The organism is Actinomadura sp. GTD37 (assembly GCF_041951365.1).
Taxonomy (GTDB): domain Bacteria; phylum Actinomycetota; class Actinomycetes; order Streptosporangiales; family Streptosporangiaceae; genus Spirillospora.
In genome coordinates this window covers 190,632-211,905 of record NZ_JBGNUS010000007.1, presented here as the reverse complement: position 1 = coordinate 211,905, position 21,274 = coordinate 190,632, and the positions used below count along the sequence as shown (strand labels likewise).

Here is a 21,274-nt window from a genome sequence, read left to right as displayed (position 1 = left end):
ATTGCAGGGTGGAGCCGACTGTCGCTGATGGGAGGGGTTCGCATGCGTGCGGTGTGGCTGAGGGAGTTCGGCGGGCCGGAGGTGCTCGTGCCGGGGGAGGCGCCCGATCCCGTCGCGGGGGAGGGGCAGGCGCTCGTCGAGGTCGAGTTCGTCAACATCACGTTCGTGGAGACGCAGATGCGGTCGGGGTCCGGGCCGGCGCCGGTGAAGCTGGAGCCGCCCGTCATCCCCGGCAACGGCGTCGGCGGCGTGGTGACGGCGGTCGGCGCGGGCGTGGACGGCGCGCTCGTCGGACGGCGGGTCGTCAGCGGCACCGGCGGCGCCGGCGGCTACGCGGAGAAGGCCGCCGTGGACGCGGCGGCGCTGTTCGAGGTCCCGGACGGCCTGGCGCTCGACGACGCGGTGGCGCTCCTCGCCGACGGCCGGACGGCGGCGATGATGCTCGACGCGGCCGGGCCCCGTCCGGGCGAGCGGGTGCTGGTGGAGGCGGCGGCCGGCGGGGTCGGGACGCTCCTCGTCCAGTTGGCGAACGCCAGGAGGGCGACGGTCGTGGCGGCGGCCGGGGGCGCGCACAAGGCGGAGGTCCCGATGCGGCTCGGCGCGGACGAGGCGGCCGACTACCGCGAGCCCGGCTGGGCGGAGAAGGTCGCGGCGGTGGACGTCGTCTTCGACGGGGTCGGCGGCGACGTCGCGCGTGCGGCGTTCACGCTGCTCCGGAGCGGGGGGCGCATGGTCAGTTTCGGTCTGGCGTCCGGCGAGTGGGCGAGTATCCCGGCGGACGAGGCGGCCGGACGCGGCGTGGCGCTCGTCCGGCCGACCGCCGGGCCGGAACGGCTCCGGGAGTTCACGCTCAGCGCGCTGCAGGAGGCCGCCGCGGGACGGCTGCGGCCGGTGATCGGCCAGCGCTTCCCGCTGGACGGGGCGGCCGACGCGCACCGGGCGATCGAGTCGCGTTCGACCGTCGGCAAGACGCTCCTTGAGGTGCGCCCTAGCTGACTCTCTTCAGGAACGTCTTCAGGGAGCGTTCATAGGCGGCGGGGTCGACGTTCCACGATTGGGTGTGGTCGCCCTGTGTGGTGATGTGGGTGACCATGCCGGGCGGGGCCGTCCTGGCGAAGGTGAAGGCGGGGCCGTTGGCGACGGTGGCGTCGTCCTTGGTGGTGTAGAGGAGCACTGGCCTGCGCAGGCGGGGCGCGTACCGGCGCTGGTCGTAGTCGGTCAGGTCGATGCCGATGCGCCACTCCAGGACCTGCTTGGCCACGTCGGTCATGAAGCCGGGCAGGTGGCGGGCGTCGCCCTGCTTGTCGAGGGTCGCGCTCCAGTCCACGACGGGGGAGTCGAGGACGACGCCCCGGACGAACGTCGGGTCCTTGCGCAGGGCCGTCATCACCATCGCGCCGCCCATCGACCATCCGTACAGGACGACACCGGTCGCGCCGTGCGCGCGCGCGTAGCCCATCGCCGAGATGACGTCGTGCCATTCGGTGTCGCCGAGATGGTTCTTGCGGTCGCCGGACGTAGGCGCGCCCACGTCGTTCCGGTACGCGATCGACATGATCGGCAGGCCCATCTCGTGCACGGAGCGCATGACGCGGAACGTCTCGGCCTTGTCCGAGTTCCGTCCGTGGACGGCGATGACCCACGTCCCGTTCTGGGCGGCCCCCGGAACCAGCCACGCAGGCATCGGCCCCACCTTGGACGGATACGTGACGTCCTCGAAGGGCAGCCCCAGGGCCGTCTTGGGGTCGCCGTCGTACATCCAGTGGTCGATGGCCGCCGGTGCGCCCTTCACCAGGGAACCCGAGACGACCGACGCGACCTTCCGCACGACGTGGTCCTCGCCGCCGCCGACCACGGGCCCGAGGAAGGCGCGCCCGTCCTTCCAGACGAGGGACCACGCCCCGGGGCGTTCCGTCGCGGGCACGCGGGGCAGCGTGACGGTGCCGTTCGCCGCGTCCACGATGGTCAGCGGGTACTCGGCGGAGTGGTCGACCTCGATCGCGACGCCGGCGAAGTACCAGCCGACACCGCCGACGGCCGCGAACAGCAGCACGGCGAACGCGGCGAACGCCGCCATCAGCGGGCGGGCGCGGCGGCGTCGCGGCCGGACCGGCGGTTCGGGGGCCGCCGGGGCCGGGGACTCTGGGGCTCGGGTCGACACGACATACGAAGTTAGCTTCTCCCGGACACCGCGAAAGCCCGGGTCACCCGCAGGTGCGGTTAATCTGCCGCACAGGTGCCATGGAGGAGGCCATCGGGACGCACGGTCGGCGGGAGCGGTCAGGCGGTCCCGATCGCGGAGACCAGCCCGAGCCCCAGCAGCATGTCGAGGTGGACGAACGTCTCCAGCTTCGCGCCCGGCGGGACGTCCGGGTCGGCGGCGAGCCGGTCGAGGACGGCGAGCGCGCCCGCGCCGCCCAGGTCGTCCGCCAGCGCGGACTCCGCCTCCGCCGCGTACTCCCTGCTCATCGGACGGCCGGGGGACGTCGCCCAACCGGCGACCTTGGCGCGCAACCCGTCCAGCCGTTCGCTCGCGGACAGGGACCGAGCGTCCGACAGGTCCAGGGGCTCCCGGTAGGGGACCTGGAGCATCGCGAGGCGCGCGGCCGCCGCGTCGGGCGGCGCCGCGCCGGTCTCGGCGGGCACGGACAGGCACAGCGCGTCCACGTCCGCGCGAGCGGAGGCGGAGACGTACACGTCGGCATCGGGGAGCGGCTCGTCGAGCACTTCAAGCGACGCGACGCTGTAGTCGGCGTAGTCGTCCACGCCGGGGGGAGTGCTGACCAGCCGGACATGGCGCCCGGCCCGGTGCGCGACCCGCCGCAGGAGATCGGCGACCACCAGCGTGCGGTGGCCCGCGCCCGGCAGGACCTGGACGCGCAGGCCCCGCCCGCCGGGCAGTGGCTCGGCGCGTCCCGTCCGATGGTCGTACAACCGCAGCATGTCCCCCACCCTAGGCGGGGGACGCGGGGGGCGTCAGAGCGGGCGGTCGGTGGCCAGCGGTCCGAACGGCGGCGGCGCGGCGCCGTCGGAGCGGCGGACGGCGGCGAACCGCAGCCGCACGTAGTCGGCGACCCATCCGGACTCGCGGCGCAGCGCGGGCGCGGCCAGGTCGTTGACCCGGTCGAGCAGCGGGTCGACCATCTCCGGCGGGACGTCCGCGAGCGCGCGCGCCGCGTAGGCGCGGACCCAGTCGGCGGCGCCGTTCGGGCCCTCGGTCATCCGGGTGGGGCGGTCGGCGTGCTCCAGCAGCCGCAGCGTGAAGCCGGCGTCCTCCAGCTTGGCCGCGTACTCGGCCGGCGACGGGAAGTACCAGGGCAGCTCCGGCTCGCCGAGGCCGAACACCCGCCACGCCGTCTGCATCGAGACGATCAGCTCGGCGCAGTTGCCGGCGCCGCCCAGCTCGCCGACGAACCGGCCGCCGGGACGCAGTGCCGCGTGCACCCGCCCGATGACGGCGTCGGGGTCGCGGGTCATCCAGTGCAGGGCCGCGTTCGAGGCGACCGCGTCGAAGGACTCGCCGACGGTGAAGTCGTGGGCGTCGCCGACGATGAAGGACAGCCCCGGGTGCATGGCGGCGGCCTGCGCGACCATGTCCGGGCTGCCGTCGATGCCCAGCACCTCGGCGCCCCGCTCTGCGATCTCCGCGCTGAACGTCCCGGTGCCGCACCCGAGGTCGATGACCCGTTCGCCGGGCTGCGGATCGAGCAGGTCGACCAGGGGCGCACCGTGCGCGGAGACGTACCCGAAGGCGGAGTCGTACGTCGTCACGGCCCAATTCACTGTCATAATTTATCGGAGAAAGTCCTGTAGGGAGGCGGTGTTGGCAATGGCGGACGTCACGTCCGAGGTCCGGATCGTCGGCGCCGGCGGCCCGGACGGTCTGACCCTGCGCACCGTCGGCCTTGCCGCGCGGGGCCTGCCGGAGTTGCGCGCCGAAGGCCTGCCGCCCTACCTCGGGGACGGCTGGGCGCGCGTCCTCGGCGCCCTGGCGCGGAGCCTCGCGGCGACCGGCGAGCCCCCCGCCGAACTCGCCCCGGGCGTCGGGGTCCGCTTCGCCGAGGCCGGGGACGGCGCGCTGATCCCCGTCCCGCCGCCGGGCCGCGACGCCGCGGAGTGGCGCCGCGACGTCCTGCTCCGCCTCTTCCCCGAGGCCCGGAGCTGACCGGCCCCCCGAAGCTGAAGACTCGTTCTAGAATCGGGTTCTGTCGAGCGGGAGGGGTGCGCGGGTGCCGTACAAGGAGATCGAGTACGAGGTGCGGGACGGGGTCGCCACCGTCACGCTGAACCGGCCGCACAAGATGAACGCCTACACGTTCACCATGCGCAACGAGATGCTCGACGTCTTCGACCGGATCGACGCCGACGACGCCGTCCGCGCGGTCGTGGTGACCGGCGCCGGCCGCGCGTTCTGCGCGGGCGCCGACCTGAGCGGCGGCGGCGACACCTTCGACAAGGAGAGGTCGAAGGACATGTTCGCCGGGGAGGACGACGTCCTGGAGGACGGCACCCCGCGCGACGGCGGCGGCACCGTCGCGCTGCGCATCGCCCGCTGCCTCAAGCCCGTCATCGGCGCGTTCAACGGCGCCGCGGTCGGCGTCGGCGTCACCATGACCCTTCCGATGGACGTCCGCCTCGCCAGCGAGAAGGCCAGGTTCGGGTTCGTGTTCGCGCGCCGCGGCATCGTCACCGAGGCCGCGTCCAGCTGGTTCCTGCCGCGCATCGTCGGCATCGCGCAGGCCATGGAGTGGGCCGCGACCGGCCGCGTCTTCGACGCCCGGGAGGCCCTCGCCGGACGCCTCGTCTCCCGCGTGTACGCGCCGGACGAACTGCTCCCCGCCGCCTACGCGCTCGCCCGCGAGATCGCCGGGAACACCTCGGCCGTGTCCGTCGCCGCGATCCGCCGCCTCATGTGGTCGGGCCTGTCCGCCCCGTCCCCCTGGGACGCGCACGTCGCCGACTCCCGCCTCATGGCGGCCCTCGGCGGCGGCGCCGACGCGATCGAGGGCGTCTCGTCCTTCCTGGAGAAGCGGGACGCCGACTTCCCGATGCGCGTCAGCGAGGACCTCCCGCCCGAGGTCCCCGACTGGCCGCTCCGCTGACGCCCGCCCGGCCCGGCCCGCCGCGGCCTCCGCCGGTCCGGGCGAACCGGTCACGAACCAGTATCCGCCCCGTCATGTGTCTTAACGGTGACGGAGGGTATTAGCCGCCCCGAAGCGACACGTTCGGGGGTGCGTGGTGCGGACCAGAAGAATCACCGTCATTGCGGCCGGACTGCTGCTCATCGCGGGATGCAGCCACGCGGACAAGCGGCAGGCGCGGACCGCCGGGCAGAACGCCGCCCTGGGCGGCAGGGCGCAGGCGACCCGGGCGCCTGCGCCGCCACCGCCACGGAAGATCGACTGCGACCGGGTGAAGTGCGTCGCGCTCACGTTCGACGACGGCCCGGGGCCCTACACCGCGGGCCTGCTCGACACGCTGCACAAGGGTGGCGTCCGGGCCACGTTCTTCATGCTCGGCGAGAACGTCGGCGCCCATCGCGACGTGGTGCGCCGGATGGCCCTCGAAGGCCATGAGCTGGCCAACCACAGCTGGTCCCATCCGCAGCTCACCGGGATGTCGTCCGCCGGGGTGCGGTCGCAGATCCAGCGGACGCAGCAGGCCATCGCGGCCGCGTCCGGCGGGGTGAAGGCGACGCTGATGCGCCCGCCGTACGGGGCGACGAACAAGCGCGTCGGACGCGATGTCGGGATGCCGCTGATCCTGTGGAGCGTCGACACGCTCGACTGGCGCTACCACAACGCCGCCCGCGACGCCCGGGTCGGGGTCAAGGAGGCGAACCGCGGCGGCATCATCCTGTTCCACGACATCCACAAGACGAGCGTCGAGTCCATCCCGAAGGTGGTGGACGGCCTGAAGAAGCGCGGGTTCACGTTCGTCACGGTGTCGGAGCTCTTCCAGGGCCGGCCGCTCAAGCCGGGCGTGACCTACAGCGAGCGCGTCACCGAGCCCGCACCGGTCACGGCGAGCCCGCCGCCGTCCGGATCGCCCGCCGGACCGGCGCGCACGAGCCCGGCTCCGGCGGGTCCGTCCAGCCCGGCTCCGTCGAGCCCCGCTCCGGCGAGCCCGGCCCCGTCCAGCCCGGCCCCGTCCAGTCCGGCGCCGTCGAGCCCGGCGCCCGGCGGCACCGGCTGACCGGCCGGGCCGGCCGCGTCAGCCGTCCTCCGGCTCCTCTCGGCGGGGACGGCGGCGCGGCGGCGGCTGCGGCGGGACGACCTTCGCCGCGACCATGATCTCCTCGGGCACCTCGACCAGCTCGCCGTCGCGGCGGCGCACCATGAGGGTCTTGCCGGACCACGATTCGAGCACGCCGACGACGTCGCTGTACTCTCCCGTAGGCAGACGGCGGCGCAGCGAGACCCGCTGGCCCACGTCCGCGCCACTGATGGAAACCACCAGCCGCGCGGCGAAGCGGGCGGACATGTGAGGACCCCCATGTCGAATCGACTGAGCCGTGGTGGCCATACTATTCACAGCGAGCTTGCGGCGACCCGTGACGTGCGGCGGGGCCGGATATCCGAGAGGAGTCACTGACGTGACCTACGTCATTGCGCAGCCCTGCGTGGACCTGCTCGACAAGGCATGCATCGAGGAGTGCCCGGTCGACTGCATCTACGAAGGGAAGCGTCAGCTCTACATCCACCCGGACGAGTGCGTCGACTGCGGCGCATGCGAGCCGGTGTGCCCGGTTGAGGCCATCTACTACGAGGACGACGTCCCCGATCAGTGGAAGGACTTCTACAAGGTGAACGTGGAGTTCTTCGACGACCTCGGCTCGCCCGGCGGCGCGTCCAAGGTCGGGAAGATCGACAAGGACCACCCGATCGTCGCCGCGCTGCCTCCGCAGAGCCACGACGAGTAGCAGACCGGGCGGACCCGGCCGGCGCGCTCCGAGGCGCGCCCCGAGGGTCCCCTGCGCCGTTTTCCGGGCCGCGGCCTCCCCGTGGGGAGGGCCGCGGCCCGCCGGGTCTCCAGAGGAGGAGCAGGGCCAGTGTTCACGTTGCCGGACTTTCCGTGGGATCGGCTCGCGCCGTACAAGGAGCGGGCGCTGGCGCACCCGGACGGCATCGTCGACCTGTCCGTCGGGACGCCCGTCGACCCGACGCCCGAGCCGATCCGGGCGGCCCTCGCCGGGGCGGCCGACGCGCCCGGCTACCCGCAGACCTACGGGACGCCCGAGCTGCGCGAGTCGGTCGCGGGCTGGCTGCGGCGCCGCGCCGGCGTGTCCGGCGCCGACCCGGACGCGGTGCTCCCCGTCATCGGCACCAAGGAGCTGGTCGCCTGGCTGCCGACGCTGCTCGGCGCCGGCCCCGGCGACAAGGTCGTCTTCCCCGAGCTGGCCTACCCGACGTACGACGTGGGCGTCCGGCTGGCCGGGGCCGAGCCCGTCGCGACCGACGGGCTCCTCGCGCTCGGCCCGGTGAACCCGAAGATCGTGTGGGTGAACTCGCCGTCCAACCCGACCGGCAAGGTGCTGCCCGCCGAGCACCTGCGCAAGGTCGTCGCGTGGGCGCGCGGCCGGGGCGCGGTCGTCGTCAGCGACGAGTGCTACCTGGAGTTCGGCTGGGACGAGGAGAAGCCGCCGATCTCGGTCCTGCACCCGGACGTGTGCGACGGCTCCCACGAGGGGCTGCTCGCGGTCAACTCCCTCTCCAAGCGCTCCAACATGGCGGGCTACCGGGCCGGGTTCGTCACCGGCGACCTCGCGCTCGTGAAGCGGCTGCTGGAGGTCCGCAAGCACGCCGGCATGATCGTCCCGGCGCCGGTGCAGGCCGCGATGGCGGTGGCGTTCGCCGACGACGCGCACGTGGACGAGCAGCGGGCCCGGTACGCGCGCCGCCGCGCCGTCCTGCGCGAGGCGTTCGAGCGGCACGGCTTCCGCGTCGACCACTCCGAGGCGTCCCTCTACCTGTGGGCCACCCGGGACGAGCCGTGCTGGGACACCGTCGCCCACCTGGCGTCCCTCGGCGTCCTCGTCGGCCCCGGCGAGTTCTACGGCCCGGCCGGCGCCCGGCACGTCAGGATCGCCTTCACCGCGACGGACGACCGCGTCGCCGCCGCCGCCGACCGCCTCTGAACCCGCCCGCCTCTGAGACGGGCCGCCCCTGAGCCCGCCCGTCTCTGAACCGGGCCGCCTCCGGCCGGTTTCGGTATCGGCCTTGCATCGGATCGTCGGGTTCTCACATGAAACCCGAGGATCATTTGATACGTCTCATCGCGGTATGGGCCTGAGACGCCACAGTCGGTAAGATCCGCTGGTCTGCGCCCGTGTTGTCGACGAAACGATGGAGGTGCCCGTGGGCGGAACGGCGATTGTCATCCTCCTGGCGCTGATTCTGGTCGCATTGGTCGTGCTCATCCTCGTCCTGCTGCGACGTCGTTCGAACACCCCGGCTCCGCCCCCGCCCGCCGCGCCGCGCGATCCGTTCGCCGCCGAGGACCAGGTGGCCGGCGACCCGCGGACGCTGAAGGCCGGCGACATGGTCGAGTACCTCGGCACCCGCTACTTCGTGCGGGGCTCGGTGCGGCTGAAGGAGGGCGGCTTCACCTGGAGCGAGCACCTCCTCGACGCCGACACCGCCGAGGGCGCCAAGGTGTGGGTCTCCGTCGAGGAGGACCCCGACCTGGAGGTCGTCTGGTGGACGGAGCACGACATCGGCGACCTGTCGCCCGGTGAGAAGACCGTCGTCGTGGACGGCGTCGAGTACCGCCGCGACGAGCACGGCACCGCCGACTACACCAGCGAGGGCACGACCGGCGTCGGCGTCCAGGGCCGGGTGGAGTACGTCGACTACGAGGGCCCGCGCGGGAAGTACCTGTCGTTCGAGCAGTACGGCGGCGGCCAGTGGGAGGCGGGCCTCGGCGAGCGCGTCCCCACCGGATCGATGACGATCTACCCGGGCGGCGGTGCCTGAGTGCGCGCCACCCTCGACACCCCCTACGCGGACGCGCGCGCGGACGGGCTCTCCTTCGTGCTCGGCCTGCCGCCGCTGGACGCGCTCGCCGTCCTCCCGGTGGAGCGCGCCGGCCTGACCGTGGAGATGCGCCTGCTCGGCGCGTCCCACCAGGTCATCGCCGGCCCGCTGAGCGAGACGGTGGCATGCCTGGCCGGCCGCGCCGAGCCGCTGCCCGGACGCGCGGCGACGAGCGTGCCCGGCTGGGCGTACGAGTTCGCCGCGACGACCGCAGCGCACAGCGACGGGACGGCGTTCGCCGGCGCCGTCGAGGCCGTGTGCGCGCGGCTCGCGGACCGCGGTGACGCGCTGACCGGGGCGTTCCCCGGCTCCCCGCACGCCGTCACCGCGCTGGCCCTGGAAGAGACGCAGGAACCCGGGTTCGGCTGGCGGACCTGGCACGCCTACCCCCAGACCCGGGAGATCGTGATGACGCGAAGCCGGTTGGTGAGACCCTCATGAACAGCGGACACCGGGTGGCGGGCGCCGTGGCCGCCGCCGCCCTGACCACCGTCGCGCTCGGCGGCTGCGGGCAGTCGCAGTCGTCGTGGATCGGCGACAAGTACACCAAGACGGGATCGGGCGCCTACCGCTCCCCGAAGGCCCCCCAGACGGTCGCCTCCGAGATCGGCCGCAAGTTCAAGCCGATCGACCGGGTGGACGACATGGCGGTCAAGGGCGCCGCGGGCGGCATCTTCCTGCGCTACCCGAAGCTCGTCGTCGGCGTCCTGCCGAACGGCGCGGGCAGCCGGATCACGGTCGACAGGCCCCGCGGCGGCTACAACCGCTACTACTCCCACGTCGGCGGGCGCTGGTCGAGCCCCGGCAGCAACGGATGGAACAGCAGAGGCGCCGCGTCCTTCCGGGGCGGCGGCCCAGGGTCGGGCAAATGAGGAGCGACACATGAACGACATCCTTGACGAGGTCGGCGCGACGTTCGCCTACGGGGCGATCGGGATCGCGCTGATGGCGCTCGGCTACCTGGTGGTGGAGGTGACGACGCCCGGCAGGCTCGGCAAGCAGATCTGGACCGAGGGCAACCGCGGCGCCGCGCTGCTGCTGTCGGCCAAGCTCCTCGGCATCGGCGCGATCGTCACGACCGCGATCGTCACGAGCGACAGCGACCTCACCGACGGCCTGATCGACACCGCCGTGTTCGGCGCGTGCGGCATCGTGCTGATGATCGTCGCGTTCTTCCTGCTGGACGTGATCACGCCGGGCAAGCTGGGCGCGACCCTCGTGGACGCGGACGGCGGCGGCACGGGCATCCACCCGGCCGGGTGGGTCGTCGCCGCGGCCGACCTCGGCGTCGCCGCGATCGTGGCCGGGGCGGTCTCCTGACGTCCCGCGACCTGGACGGGGCCGTCCTGCCGTCCGGCCCGGAGCCGTCCGATGCGGAGCGGGCCTCCCCGGAGCCGTCCCGGGCGGACGGTCCGGGGAGGCTGCGCGTCCCGGCCCGGGTCGCGCGCACGCTCGTCCTCGCGGCGGTGTTCACGTGCGCGGCGTGCGGGCTGGTGTACGAGCTGGCGCTGGTCGCGCTCGGCAGCTACCTCGTCGGCAACTCCGTCACGCAGGCGTCGATCGTCCTGTCGGTGATGGTGTTCGCGATGGGCGTCGGGTCGCTGGCCGCGAAGCCGCTGCAGGGCCGCGCGGTCGTGGCGTTCGCGGTCGTCGAGGGCGTGCTCGCGCTGATCGGCGGCGTGTCGGTGCTGGCGCTGTACGCGGCGTTCGCGTGGCTCGACCTGTACGTCCCGGCACTGGTCGTGGTGTCGTTCGCGGTCGGCGCGCTGATCGGCGCGGAGATCCCGCTGCTGATGACGCTGCTGCAGCGGATCAGGAAGCAGGACGCGGGGTCCGCGGTCGCCGACTTGTTCGCCGCCGACTACGTGGGCGCGCTGGTCGGCGGGCTCGCGTTCCCGTTCCTGCTGCTGCCGGCGTTCGGGCACATCAAGGGCGCGCTGCTCGTCGGCGCCGTGAACGCGGTCGCCGGGATGGCGGTCGTGCTGTGGCTGTTCCGCCGCGAGGTCGGGCGCGTCGCGCGGGCCGCGCTGGCGCTCGGCATGGTGGCCGTCCTCGGCGTCCTCGGCGGGACGTACGCGCTGGCGGACGGTTTCGAGGTGTCGGCGCGGCAGGCGCTCTACGCCGACCCGATCGCGGTCTCCGAGCGCACGAAGTACCAGGAGATCGTCATCACGCGGCAGGCCGGGCTGGGGCCGTCCGACCTGCGGCTGTTCCTCAACGGCGACCTCCAGTTCTCGTCCGTGGACGAGTACCGGTACCACGAGTCGCTCGTCCACCCGCTGATGTCGGGCCCGCACGGCCGGGTGCTGGTCCTCGGCGGCGGGGACGGGCTGGCGCTGCGCGAGGTGCTGCGCTACAAGGACGTCCGGAGCGCGACGCTGGTCGAGCTCGACCCGGAGATGCTGCACCTGGCCCGCACCTACAAGCCGATCGTGTCGCTGAACCACCGCTCGTTCGAGGACCCGCGCGTCCGGACGGTGGCCGCCGACGCGTTCTCGTGGCTGCGCGGCCTGAAGGAGCAGTTCGACGCGATCATCGTGGACATGCCCGACCCCGACGACGTGTCCACGGCCAAGCTGTACTCGGTCGAGTTCTACGGCATGGTGAAGCGGATCCTGGCGCCGGGCGGGCGGATGGTCGTCCAGTCGGGGTCGCCGTACTTCGCGCCCAAGTCGTTCTGGAGCATCGAGAAGTCGATCGCCGCCGCCGGTTTCGCGACGACCCCGTACCACGTGGACGTGCCGAGCTTCGGCGACTGGGGCTACGTCCTGGCGTCCCCCACCGGGGAGGCACCGGCGCTGAAGCTCGCGCCTGACGTCCCCGGCCTCCGCTTCCTCGACGGCGACGTCCTCCAGGCGTCGACGGTGTTCCCCAAGGACCGCCGCAGCCGGGACGTCGAGGTCAACACGCTCGTCCACCCGCGACTCGTCGAGTACGAGGGCGAGGAGTGGAAGAACTCCTGATCAGTCGGGGACGGAGCGGCGGATGGCCTTGTCCACGGCCCGCTGGAACGACGTCACCAGCGACTGGATCATCAGCGGCTTGAGCTTGCCGGCCATCTCCATGAGCTGCTCGCGCTCCTGCGGCGCCCGCCCGCCCTCCCGGTAGGGCCGGACGACGGTGTCCTGGAAGACCTGCTGGAGTTCGGCGGCCAGCGCGGTCGTGTGCCGGTCGACGGCCTCATGGGACGCGATCAGCGTGGCCAGCGGCATCGGCAGCTCGGCCAGTTCGGCGCTGATGCCGAGCAGCGCCGGGCTGACGACCCGGACGGCGCCGTCCGCTATCCGCTCGACGACGCCGAGGGCGGCCAGCCGGTCGATGGTCTCGTCGTCGAGGTGCCGTCCCGCCCGCCGGTCGAGTTCGTGCCGGTCGAGGTCCTCGGGCCGCTCGGGCGCCCACGGCGACAGCAGCGCCCGCTGCAGCGCGAGGTCTTCGGCCGGCGCGTCCAGGGGGATCCTCTGGAGGTGCTTCTCGATGGAGGCGAGCGTGAGGCCGAGCGACTGGAGCTCCCGGACGAGTTCGAGCCGCGCGAGGTGGTCGGGGCCGTAGAGCCCGGTGCGTCCGCGCAGGCGGGGCGGGGGGAGCAGGCCGCGCCCGGCGTAGAACCGCACGGTCCGGACGGTGACGCCGGCGCGCGAGGCCAGCTCGTCCACGGTGAGTTCCATCCCGCCTCCCTCTATGTGACAGCGCCAGTGTTACATTAACCTTGTATCAGCACGCACTTACTAGAGGGAGACCGCCGGATGGGACGGGACATCTACACCGACGAGCACGACGCCTTCCGCGACATGGTGCGCTCCTTCATCGCGAAGGAGGCCGCCCCCCACCACGAGCAGTGGGAGAAGGACGGCATCGTCTCCCGTGAGGTGTGGCTGGCGGCCGGGCGCGCGGGCCTGCTCGGCATCGACATGCCGGAGGAGCACGGCGGCGGCGGCAACGACGACTACCGCTACTACGTGATCTTCAACGAGGAGCTGGCGAAGGCCGGCATCCACGGGCCCGGCTTCGCCGTCCACAACGACATCAACGGCGGCTACCTGCGCCAGCTCTGCACCGACGAGCAGAAGGCCCGCTGGTTCCCGGGCTACTGCTCCGGCGAGATCGTCACCGCGATCGCGATGACCGAGCCCGCCGCCGGCTCCGACCTCCAGGGCATCAAGACCACCGCGGTCAAGGACGGCGACGACTACGTCCTGAACGGCTCGAAGACGTTCATCTCCAACGGCATCCTCGCCGACCTCGTCATCGTGGTCGCCAAGACCGACCCGTCCGCCGGGGCGAAGGGCGTCAGCCTCCTCGCCGTCGAGCGCGGCATGGCGGGCTTCGAGCGCGGCCGCAACCTCGACAAGGTCGGCATGCACGCGCAGGACACCGCCGAGCTGTTCTTCGACAACGTCCGCGTGCCCAAGGCGAACCTCCTCGGCGAGGAGGGCATGGGCTTCATCTACCTGATGACGAACCTCGCCCGCGAGCGGCTGTCCATCGGCGCGACCGCGATGGCCGCCGCCGAGGACGCCTTCGAGCGGACCCTGGAGTACTGCAAGACCCGCGAGGCGTTCGGCCGCCCCATCGGCAAGTTCCAGCACAACCGCTTCACCCTCGCCGAGATGAAGACGGAGCTGACCGTCGCGCGCTCGTTCACCGACGAGTGCATCCTCAAGGAGGGCGCGGGCGAGCTGACGGCCGACGAGGCCGCGATGCTCAAGTGGTGGAACACCGAGCTGCTCAAGCGGGTCGTCGACCGCTGCGTCCAGCTCCACGGCGGCTACGGGTACATGACCGAGTACCCGATCGGGAAGGCGTACCAGGACGTCCGCATCCAGACGATCTTCGGCGGCACCACCGAGATCATGAAGGAGATCATCGGCCGCGGCCTCGGCGTCTGACGCCCGCGCCCCCCGGCCGGGCCGAAGGGCACCGTCCGGGGGACGAAAGCCCTCACTCCTCACCGGCGCAGCGCGCGACGGCCGTCAGCCCAGGGGCGGCACGACCGCCTCGATGAGGTGCGGGCCCGGTTCGGCGAGCGCCTTGCCGAACTGGGCGGCGAACTCCTCGGCCGTGCGCGCCCGGGTCGCCGGGACGCCCATGCCGGACGCCAGCGCGACGAAGTCGAGGGACGGGCGCGACAGGTCGACCATGTCCCGGGTGATGGTCCCCGGCTCGGGCGGGGCCGGGACGGCGCCCACCCGCGTCGTCTCCATCGACAGGATCGCGTAGGCGCCGTTGTTGAACACGACGGTCGTGACGTCGAGGCCCTCGCGGGCCTGCGTCCACAGCGCGGAGAGCGTGTACATGGCGCTGCCGTCCGCCTCCAGGCAGACGACCGGGCGGTCGGGGCAGGCGACCGCGGCGCCGGTCGCGACGGGCATGCCCTGGCCGATCGCGCCGCCGGTCAGCGAGAGCCAGTCGTGCGGCGGCGCGCCCGCGGTCGCGGCCGGGAGCCACAGCCCGGACGTGTTCGCCTCGTCCGACACGATCGCGCCCTCGGGCAGCAGCGCGCCGATGACGGCGGCGGCGGTCTCTCCGGTGAGCGTCCCGGACGGGATCGCGGGCCGCGCCGCCGGCTGCGGTACCGGGACCGCCTCCTTGGCGATCGCGTCGGCGAGCCCGGTGAGCGCGCCGGTCGCGTCGGCGCCGAGGTCGTGCACCTGGCAGCCGTCCGGGACCAGGTCGCCGGGCTTGCCGGGGTAGGCGAAGAACGTCACCGGGCGGCGCGCGCCCGCGAGGACGATGTGCCGGACGCCGTCCAGCTGCGCCGACGCCATCTCGCCCAGGTAGGCCAGCCGCTCCACCGCCGGGACGCCCGCGCCGCGCTCCAGCCGGGCCGGGAACGTCTCGCACAGCACCCGCGCCCCGGTCGCCGCCGCGATGCGCCCGGCGGCCGCCAGCCCTTCGCGCCGGGTCGCGTCCCCGCCGATCAGCAGGACGCACGGCTCGCCGCCGGTCAGCGCGTCGGCGGCCGGCTCCAGCGCGTCGGCGGCCACCGGCTCGGGGCGGGGCGCGGGCAGCGCCGGCGCGGCGCCGCCGCCCTCCGACCAGGCGACGTCGGCGGGCACGATCAGCGTGGCGACGCCGCCGGCCCGGGCGGCCATGACGGCCTCCGCCGCCGCCTGGCCCGCGTCGGCGGCGTCGCGGGGCCGCCTCGTCCAGGCCGACACCGACCCGGCGACCGCGGCGATGTCCGACTGGAGCGGCGCGTCGAAGCGCTGGTGGTCCGTGGCGTGGTCGCCGATGACCGTGACGACGGGCGTCCCGGCGCGCCGCGCGTTGTGCAGGTTCGCGAGCCCGTTCCCGAGCCCGGGGCCGAGGTGCAGCAGGACGGCGGCGGGCGCCGGGGCCATGCGCCCGTACCCGTCGGCGGCGCCCGTCGCGACGCCCTCGAACAGGCACAGCACGCCCCGCGCGCGCGGCTCGCCGTCCAGCGCCGCCACCAGGTGCAGCTCGGACGTGCCCGGATTGGCGAACCACACGCCGACGCCCGCGTCCGCCAGCGTGCGCACCATCGCCTGCGCGCCGTTCATTCGCATCTCCCCACGTTTCGTCTCCAGCCCAGCCGAACAGCTCAGCCGGACGGCTCAGCCGAACAGGACGCCCGGATTGAGCATCCCGTCCGGATCGAAGGCCCGCTTGATCCGCGCCATCAGCTCCACCTTGGCCGGATCCTCCAGGGCGCGGAAGTGGCGGGTCTTCTCCCGCCCGATGCCGTGCTCCCCGCTGATCGTCCCACCCAGCGCGGCGGCCGCCGCGAGGAGCTCGTCCATCAGCCGGTCCAGCGCGGCCGCGTCCGGCTGGAACACCGACAGGTGCACGTTGCCGTCGCCGGCGTGCCCGCAGCCGCCGATCAGCGCCCCGTGCCGTCCGGCGATCGCGGGGACGGCGGCGAAGAACCGGGACAGCGCGGCGCGCGGCACGACGGCGTCCACGATCGCGTTCGCCCCGGCGTTGCGCGCCGCCCAGAACGCCTGCTCCCGGGCGGTGATCAGCTTCTGGAGGCGGTCGCCCGCGAGGACGTACACGTCGGCGGCGCCGAGGCCAGACAGCTCCTCGCCGAGCGCCTGGACGTCCTCGTCGAGCCGGTCGGCGGAGCGGTTCTCCAGGACCACCAGCAGGTAGGCCCCGGCGGCGTCGCGGACGTCCTGCGGCACGCCGAGGTCGAGCCCGGCGTTCTCCGTGATCGCCGCCATCGCGAGGACGTCCACGTACTCCAGGACGAGCGGGTCGAGCCCGCCGCCGGTGAGCCGGGACACCGCCGCCGTGACCGCCTCCGTGCCGGGGAAGGGCGCCAGCGCCCCGGCACGGTGCGGGAGCCGGGGACGCAGCCGCAGCGTCACCTCCGTCACCAGCGCGAGCGTGCCCTCCGACCCCACGATGAGCTGCGTCAGGTCGTAGCCGGTGGACGTCTTCACGTACCGGCCGCCCGTCCGGATCACCTCGCCGGTGGCGAGCACCGCCTCCAGCCCGAGGACGTGGTGCCGGGTGACGCCCTCCTTCACCGCGTGCATGCCGCCCGCGTTGGTGGCGACCGTCCCGCCGATGCTGGCGCTGTCCTCGCCGGGGAAGATCGGGTACACCAGGCCCTTCCCGGCGGCCGCCCGGTCCAGCTCGGCGAGGGTGACGCCCGGCTGCACCACCGCTACCTGGCCGTCCGTGTCGATCTCCAGGATCCGGTTCATCCGCTCGAACGACACCACCAGCCCGCCGGGCCGCGGCACCGCCGCACCGGACAGGCCCGTCCCCGCACCGCGCGCCGTCACCGGCAGCCCGTACCCGGCGGCGACCCGCAGCACCGCCGCGACCTGCGCGGCGTCCGCCGGCCTGACCACCGCGCCCGGCCGCTCCGCGGCGACGCCGAGCGACTCGTCCCGCCCGTACTCCGGCGGTACCTCGTCGCCCGTCAGCACATGCCCTTCGCCGACGACCTCGCCCAGCGCCGTCCGAACATCCGCCATGCCCGCCCTCCCAGGAGCCGCGTCCGGCAAGTCTGCCGCCGCCGGACCCCGGCGGCGGTGCGACCTCCGGCCTGGGTCCGCGGGCCGAAAGTCCCGGGCGCTCACCTCGTGGAAACCCTCCGGCCGCCATGGTGGCCGGGTGAACGCACCTGAGGACACGGTCGTACGGCTCGGCTCCGTGCGCAAGACATTCGGTGGTGTCACCGCGCTGGACGGGGTGACGCTGGAGATCCGCGCGGGGGACGCCGTCGCGGTGATGGGGCCCTCGGGCAGCGGGAAGTCGACGCTGCTCAACATGGTCGCGGGCCTGGACCGCCCGGCGTCCGGGACGGTGGAGGTGAACGGCGAGGACATCACCGGGATGGGCGAGGCGGCGCTGGCCCGGTTCCGGCGCCGCCGGATCGGCATGGTCTTCCAGTTCTTCAACCTCCTCGACGACCTGCCCGCGCTGGAGAACGTGGCGCTGGCCGGGCGGCTCGTCGGCGTCCCGGCCCGGAAGGCGCGGGCCAGGGCGCTGGAACTGCTGGACGAACTGGGCGTCGCCGACCGGCGCGGCGCCTACCCGGCGGTGCTGAGCGGGGGCGAGCGCCAGCGGGTCGGCGTGGCGCGGGCGCTGATGAACCGCCCGGCGCTGCTGCTCGCGGACGAGCCGACCGGCGCGCTCGACAGCGCGACCGGCGAGCAGGTCGTCGACCTGCTGCTCGGCCTCAACCGGCAGGGCCAGACCCTGCTGCTGGTCACCCATGACGAGCGGCTGGCGGCCCGCTGCGCGACCCGGATCGTCGAGTTCCGGGACGGCGGCATCGTCCGCGAGGCCGAGCTGGAGAGGGGCGTGCGATGAGCGCGGTGCGGGCGGCGGCGCGGGCCGGGGCGCGGCGGCGCCGGGTGCAGGCGGTCAGCATCGCCGTCGTCGTGGCGCTGTCGACGGCCACCCTCGTCTTCGGGCTGGGCCTGCTGGCCGCCTCCGACTCCCTGTTCGCCGACGCGTTCGCGCAGGCGCGCGGGGCGCACGCCACCGTCGCGTTCGACTCCGCGAAGGTGACCGCCGGGCAGGCGGCGGCCACGGCGCACGCGTCCGGGGTGACCGCCGCCGCGGGCCCGTTCCAGACGGCCGAGCTGCCCCAGGGGCAGGGGATGGGCCCGCGGACGGTCGGCGGTGACGGCCTCCTCGTCGCGGGACGGGCCGACCCCGGCGGCCCGGTGGACCGGCTGACGGTCACGTCGGGGCGGTGGGTCCGCGGGCCCGGCGAGATCGTGCTCCGGGGCGGCCCGGTCGGCCCGAAGCGGCTGGGCGGCACCGTGGCGCCGCCGGGACTCCCGGCGCTGGAGATCGTGGGCTTCGCCGCCTCCGTGACGGGCGGCGCGGACGGCTGGGTGACGCCCGGCCAGATCGGCGCGCTCAGGCCGGACGGGCTGCGGATGCTCTACCGGTTCGACCGCGCGGGCGACGCGGCCGCGGTGCGGCGGGGCGTGGCCGCCGCGACCGCCGGGCTGCCGACGCGGGACTACGCGTCCTACGTGGAGGTCGAGAAGTCGTTCGAGGAGGACTTCAACGAGCTGATCCCGTTCGTCGCGGTCTTCGGGGCGCTCGCGACGGCAGTGTCGGTGTTCATCGTCGGCAACGTGGTCAGCGGCGCGGTGGTCGCGGGGTTCCGGCGCATCGGCGTGCTGAAGGCGCTCGGCTTCACACCCGGGCAGGTGGTCGCCGTGCATGTCGGGATGATCGCGCCGCCGGCGCTGCTCGGCTGCGCGGCGGGGCTCGTGGCCGGGCACCTGCTCGCCGGGCGGGTGGCGGCGGACCTGGCCGCCGGGTTCGACCTGCCGTCCGCCGGCGGTACCGGCCTCGGACCGGACGTCCTGGCGGGCGGCTGCGTCCTCGCCCTCGTCGTCCTGGCCGCGCTCCTCCCGGCGCTGCGGGCGGGCCGGCTGCCGGCGGTCCAGGCGATCAGCGCCGGGACCGTCTCGCGCGGGGGACGCGGCCGGAGAGCGCAGCGGTGGCTGGCCCGCTCCCGGCTGCCCGTCCCGGCCGGTCTCGGGCTGAGCCTGCCCGTCGCCCGTCCGGCGCGGACGGCGCTCACCCTCGCGGGCCTCTGCCTCGGCGTGACGGCCGTGACGATGGGGTTCGGCCTCCACCAGACGGTCACGAAGATCCTCACGGCGGACGCCGAGGCGCGCACGTCCGTCGACGTGGGCGTCGACCCGCACCTCCAGGGGCCGGCGCGCCTGCCGGAGCAGCAGGTGTCGGCGCTGCTGCGCGCCCAGCCGGGCACCGCGCATGTGATGTCGTCCATGCCCGTTCCCGTGCGCGTCGCCGGGCTGCCCTCAGGGCTGGTGGCCGAGACCTACGGCGGCGACTACCGGCCGTTCTTCGGCGACAACCTCGTCCGCGGGCGCTGGTTCGCCGGCCGGGGCGAACTGGTGGTGACGGAGGCGTTCCTGCGGCGCAACGACCTGGACGTGGGCGACGCCCTCACCCTCCAGGCGGACGGGTCGCGGGCCGCCGTCCGGATCGTCGGCTCCTTCGCGCACTCCGACACCACCAGGCTGATGCTCGACGCCGCGAGCCTGCCCGGGGCCGGCGACGAGTCCATGCCGCGGCCGTTCTCGGTGATGGTGACGCCGGGCACGGACCCGGCGGCCTACGCCCGGCGGGTGAACTCCGCCGCGTCCGGCGGGCTGCACGCCGAGGTCGCCGAGTCCGACCTCGGCGGCGCCGTCGTCTTCACCGGCCTGTCCGTGCTGTTCTCGCTGATCATCTGCACGGCGGCGGGCCTCGGCGTGCTCAACAGCGTGCTGCTCAGCGCCCGGGAGCGCAGCCGTGACCTGGGCGTCCTCAAGGCCATCGGCATGGCGCCGCGCCAGGTCGTGCTGATGATGGTGACGTCCATGGCGGCCCTCGGGGTGATCGGCGGGGCGCTCGGAACGCCGCTCGGGGTGCTGGCCCACCACGGCGTCGTGGTGTTCACCGGCGACCTCCTCAGCAGCGGGATGGCCAGGTCGTGGATCCACGTCTACACCTGGACGCTGCTGCTGCCGCCCGCCGGCGCCGGGCTGCTGGTCGCCGTCCTCGGCGCCTGGATCCCCGCCGTCCGGGCCGCCGCCACCCGCACCGCCGCGGTGCTCCGCAGCGAGTGATCAGGGGAGGGCCACGGCCACCGACAGCCCCCCGGCGGGGTCGGCCGTGGCCCTCACCGTGCCGTCGTGGGCGTGCACGATGGCGGCGACGATCGACAGGCCGAGCCCCGCGCCGCCGCCCGGCCCCGTCCGGTCGCCGGCCAGCCTCCGGAACGGCTCGAACAGCTCGTCCACCTTCCCGGGCGGGACGACCGGGCCCGTGTTGCGGACGACCAGCCCCTCCTCCGACAGCTCGACCCGGACGTCCCCGCCGGGGCGGTTGTGCCGGATCGCGTTCTCCACCAGGTTGGCGACCATCCGGGTGAGCAGCACCTCGTCCCCCGCGACGGTGACGGGCCGGGTCGCGGCCGCGACGGCGACGCCGCCGCGCTCGGCGAGCGGCAGATGGTCGCCGACGACCTGCCCCACCACCGCTTCGAGATCGACCAGGGCCCGGCCGTCGAGCCCGCGCTCGCCCTGCGCGAGGACGAGCAGCCCGTCGATGAGCCGCTCGGACCGCCGCGTGTTGCGCAGCATCTCCGCCCGGACCACCGCGAGCCGCTCGGGCGACGGATCCGCCAGGCCGACCTCGATGGCGGTGCGCTGGACGGCGAGCGGCGTGCGCAGCTCATGGGAGGCGTTGGCGACGAACCGCCGCTGGCTGTCGACCGCCCGTTCCAGCCGGTCGAGCATGGCGTCGAAGGTGTCGGCGAGCTGCTTGAGCTCGTCCTGCGGGCCGTCCAGTGCGATGCGCTCGTGCAGGGTGGTCAGCGACAGGCGGCGCGCGGTGCCGGTGATCCGGTGCAGCGGCCGCAGCAGCCGCCCGGTGAGCCACCACGACACCGCGAACGCCAGCACCACGATCACCGCGATGGCGACCAGGATGACGAGCCGCTGCGACCCCACCAGGCTCTCCTGGAAGCGCTCGGGCTCCACGACCCGCTTCGACGCCTCCTCCGGAAAGGACAGCGGGCCCTCGAACGGGACCTTCCGGCAGGACTGCTCGGCGGCCCGCTGATCGCACGGAATGCCGCTGAGCGGGACGCCGAAGGGGACGTCCTGCACCCGGCCGTCGACGATCCTCTCCTGGATCCACAGCACGGCGCCGAGCACCCCCAGCGTGATCACGGTGAAGAGCCCGCCGTAGAGCAGCGTCATCCGCGCCCGCACCGTCAT

General features: G+C 74.0%; 22 protein-coding genes. 14 read left to right on the top strand and 8 right to left on the bottom strand.

Going from position 1 to position 21,274, the window contains the following annotated elements; genetic code table 11:
• Window positions 1–42 precede the first annotated feature (42 nt).
• A complete protein-coding gene (locus ACA511_RS31415; RefSeq protein ID WP_375028285.1) occupies window positions 43–996 on the top strand; it encodes a zinc-binding dehydrogenase in 954 nt (317 codons plus the stop codon).
• Here the strand turns inward: ACA511_RS31415 and ACA511_RS31410 are convergent.
• The 3 genes from ACA511_RS31410 to ACA511_RS31400 form a co-directional block, all read right to left on the bottom strand.
• On the bottom strand, window positions 989–2,161 hold the full coding sequence (locus ACA511_RS31410; protein WP_375028284.1) for an alpha/beta hydrolase family protein: 1,173 nt from the start codon (window positions 2,159–2,161) through the stop codon (window positions 989–991). The genes ACA511_RS31415 and ACA511_RS31410 overlap by 8 nt on opposite strands.
• Window positions 2,162–2,280: 119 nt before the next feature.
• Window positions 2,281–2,943: a hypothetical protein gene (locus ACA511_RS31405; protein WP_375028283.1), complete on the bottom strand. Its 663-nt coding sequence runs from the start codon at window positions 2,941–2,943 to the stop codon at window positions 2,281–2,283.
• A gap of 33 nt (window positions 2,944–2,976) precedes the next feature.
• Window positions 2,977–3,789, bottom strand: coding sequence for a methyltransferase domain-containing protein (locus tag ACA511_RS31400; RefSeq protein ID WP_375028282.1), 813 nt, complete (start codon window positions 3,787–3,789; stop codon window positions 2,977–2,979).
• Between the two features lie 40 nt (window positions 3,790–3,829).
• Here ACA511_RS31400 and ACA511_RS31395 point away from each other — a divergent pair, with 40 nt between their 5' ends.
• The 3 genes from ACA511_RS31395 to ACA511_RS31385 all read left to right on the top strand — a co-directional run bounded on the left by ACA511_RS31395 (window position 3,830) and on the right by ACA511_RS31385 (window position 6,195).
• Window positions 3,830–4,165, top strand: a complete 336-nt coding sequence (locus tag ACA511_RS31395; RefSeq protein WP_375028281.1) for a hypothetical protein — start codon at window positions 3,830–3,832, stop codon at window positions 4,163–4,165.
• 64 nt (window positions 4,166–4,229) lie between these two features.
• Window positions 4,230–5,102, top strand: a complete 873-nt coding sequence (locus tag ACA511_RS31390; protein WP_375028280.1) for a crotonase/enoyl-CoA hydratase family protein — start codon at window positions 4,230–4,232, stop codon at window positions 5,100–5,102.
• Between the two features lie 136 nt (window positions 5,103–5,238).
• Window positions 5,239–6,195: a polysaccharide deacetylase family protein gene (locus ACA511_RS31385; RefSeq protein WP_375028279.1), complete on the top strand. Its 957-nt coding sequence runs from the start codon at window positions 5,239–5,241 to the stop codon at window positions 6,193–6,195.
• A gap of 18 nt (window positions 6,196–6,213) precedes the next feature.
• Here the strand turns inward: ACA511_RS31385 and ACA511_RS31380 are convergent, their stop codons facing one another.
• Complete coding sequence (locus tag ACA511_RS31380; protein WP_375028278.1) at window positions 6,214–6,483, bottom strand: hypothetical protein; 270 nt, start codon at window positions 6,481–6,483, stop codon at window positions 6,214–6,216.
• A 112-nt stretch (window positions 6,484–6,595) separates the two neighbouring features.
• Between ACA511_RS31380 and fdxA the strand changes: the two genes are divergently transcribed.
• The 7 genes from fdxA (at window position 6,596) to ACA511_RS31345 (ending at window position 11,998) form a co-directional block, all read left to right on the top strand.
• Window positions 6,596–6,922 carry a ferredoxin gene (gene fdxA, locus ACA511_RS31375; RefSeq protein ID WP_141578074.1) on the top strand — a complete coding sequence of 109 codons (327 nt, stop codon included), beginning with the start codon at window positions 6,596–6,598 and terminating at the stop codon, window positions 6,920–6,922.
• A gap of 129 nt (window positions 6,923–7,051) precedes the next feature.
• Window positions 7,052–8,137, top strand: a complete 1,086-nt coding sequence (dapC, locus tag ACA511_RS31370; protein WP_375028277.1) for a succinyldiaminopimelate transaminase — start codon at window positions 7,052–7,054, stop codon at window positions 8,135–8,137.
• A gap of 220 nt (window positions 8,138–8,357) precedes the next feature.
• On the top strand, window positions 8,358–8,975 hold the full coding sequence (locus ACA511_RS31365; RefSeq protein WP_375028276.1) for a DUF4178 domain-containing protein: 618 nt from the start codon (window positions 8,358–8,360) through the stop codon (window positions 8,973–8,975).
• On the top strand, window positions 8,976–9,476 hold the full coding sequence (locus ACA511_RS31360) for a DUF2617 family protein (RefSeq protein ID WP_375028275.1): 501 nt from the start codon (window positions 8,976–8,978) through the stop codon (window positions 9,474–9,476).
• Complete coding sequence (locus ACA511_RS31355; RefSeq protein ID WP_375028274.1) at window positions 9,473–9,907, top strand: DUF4247 domain-containing protein; 435 nt, start codon at window positions 9,473–9,475, stop codon at window positions 9,905–9,907. Before ACA511_RS31360 ends, ACA511_RS31355 begins: the two co-directional genes overlap by 4 nt.
• 10 nt (window positions 9,908–9,917) lie before the next feature.
• Window positions 9,918–10,355, top strand: coding sequence for a DUF350 domain-containing protein (locus ACA511_RS31350; protein WP_375028273.1), 438 nt, complete (start codon window positions 9,918–9,920; stop codon window positions 10,353–10,355).
• 101 nt (window positions 10,356–10,456) lie between these two features.
• Window positions 10,457–11,998: a polyamine aminopropyltransferase gene (locus ACA511_RS31345; protein WP_375028417.1), complete on the top strand. Its 1,542-nt coding sequence runs from the start codon at window positions 10,457–10,459 to the stop codon at window positions 11,996–11,998.
• Here the strand turns inward: ACA511_RS31345 and ACA511_RS31340 are convergent, their stop codons facing one another.
• Window positions 11,999–12,700 (bottom strand): MerR family transcriptional regulator, encoded by a 702-nt coding sequence (locus ACA511_RS31340; protein ID WP_375028272.1) that lies wholly within the window; start codon window positions 12,698–12,700, stop codon window positions 11,999–12,001.
• Between the two features lie 78 nt (window positions 12,701–12,778).
• On the opposite strand from ACA511_RS31340, the gene ACA511_RS31335 reads away from it, so the two are divergent.
• Complete coding sequence (locus ACA511_RS31335) at window positions 12,779–13,921, top strand: acyl-CoA dehydrogenase family protein (RefSeq protein WP_375028271.1); 1,143 nt, start codon at window positions 12,779–12,781, stop codon at window positions 13,919–13,921.
• Window positions 13,922–14,005: 84 nt separating this feature from the next.
• Here ACA511_RS31335 and ACA511_RS31330 read toward each other — a convergent pair whose 3' ends face one another.
• Complete coding sequence (locus ACA511_RS31330) at window positions 14,006–15,556, bottom strand: acetolactate synthase large subunit (protein ID WP_375028270.1); 1,551 nt, start codon at window positions 15,554–15,556, stop codon at window positions 14,006–14,008.
• Between the two features lie 54 nt (window positions 15,557–15,610).
• Window positions 15,611–16,984, bottom strand: coding sequence for an FAD-binding oxidoreductase (locus ACA511_RS31325; protein WP_375028269.1), 1,374 nt, complete (start codon window positions 16,982–16,984; stop codon window positions 15,611–15,613).
• A 139-nt stretch (window positions 16,985–17,123) separates the two neighbouring features.
• On the opposite strand from ACA511_RS31325, the gene ACA511_RS31320 reads away from it, so the two are divergent.
• Both ACA511_RS31320 and ACA511_RS31315 read left to right on the top strand, forming a co-directional pair.
• A complete protein-coding gene (locus tag ACA511_RS31320) occupies window positions 17,124–17,825 on the top strand; it encodes an ABC transporter ATP-binding protein (protein WP_375028268.1) in 702 nt (233 codons plus the stop codon).
• Window positions 17,822–20,119: an FtsX-like permease family protein gene (locus ACA511_RS31315; RefSeq protein WP_375028267.1), complete on the top strand. Its 2,298-nt coding sequence runs from the start codon at window positions 17,822–17,824 to the stop codon at window positions 20,117–20,119. Before ACA511_RS31320 ends, ACA511_RS31315 begins: the two co-directional genes overlap by 4 nt.
• Here the strand turns inward: ACA511_RS31315 and ACA511_RS31310 are convergent, their stop codons facing one another.
• Window positions 20,120–21,274, bottom strand: a complete 1,155-nt coding sequence (locus tag ACA511_RS31310) for a sensor histidine kinase (RefSeq protein ID WP_375028416.1) — start codon at window positions 21,272–21,274, stop codon at window positions 20,120–20,122. It abuts the gene before it with no gap.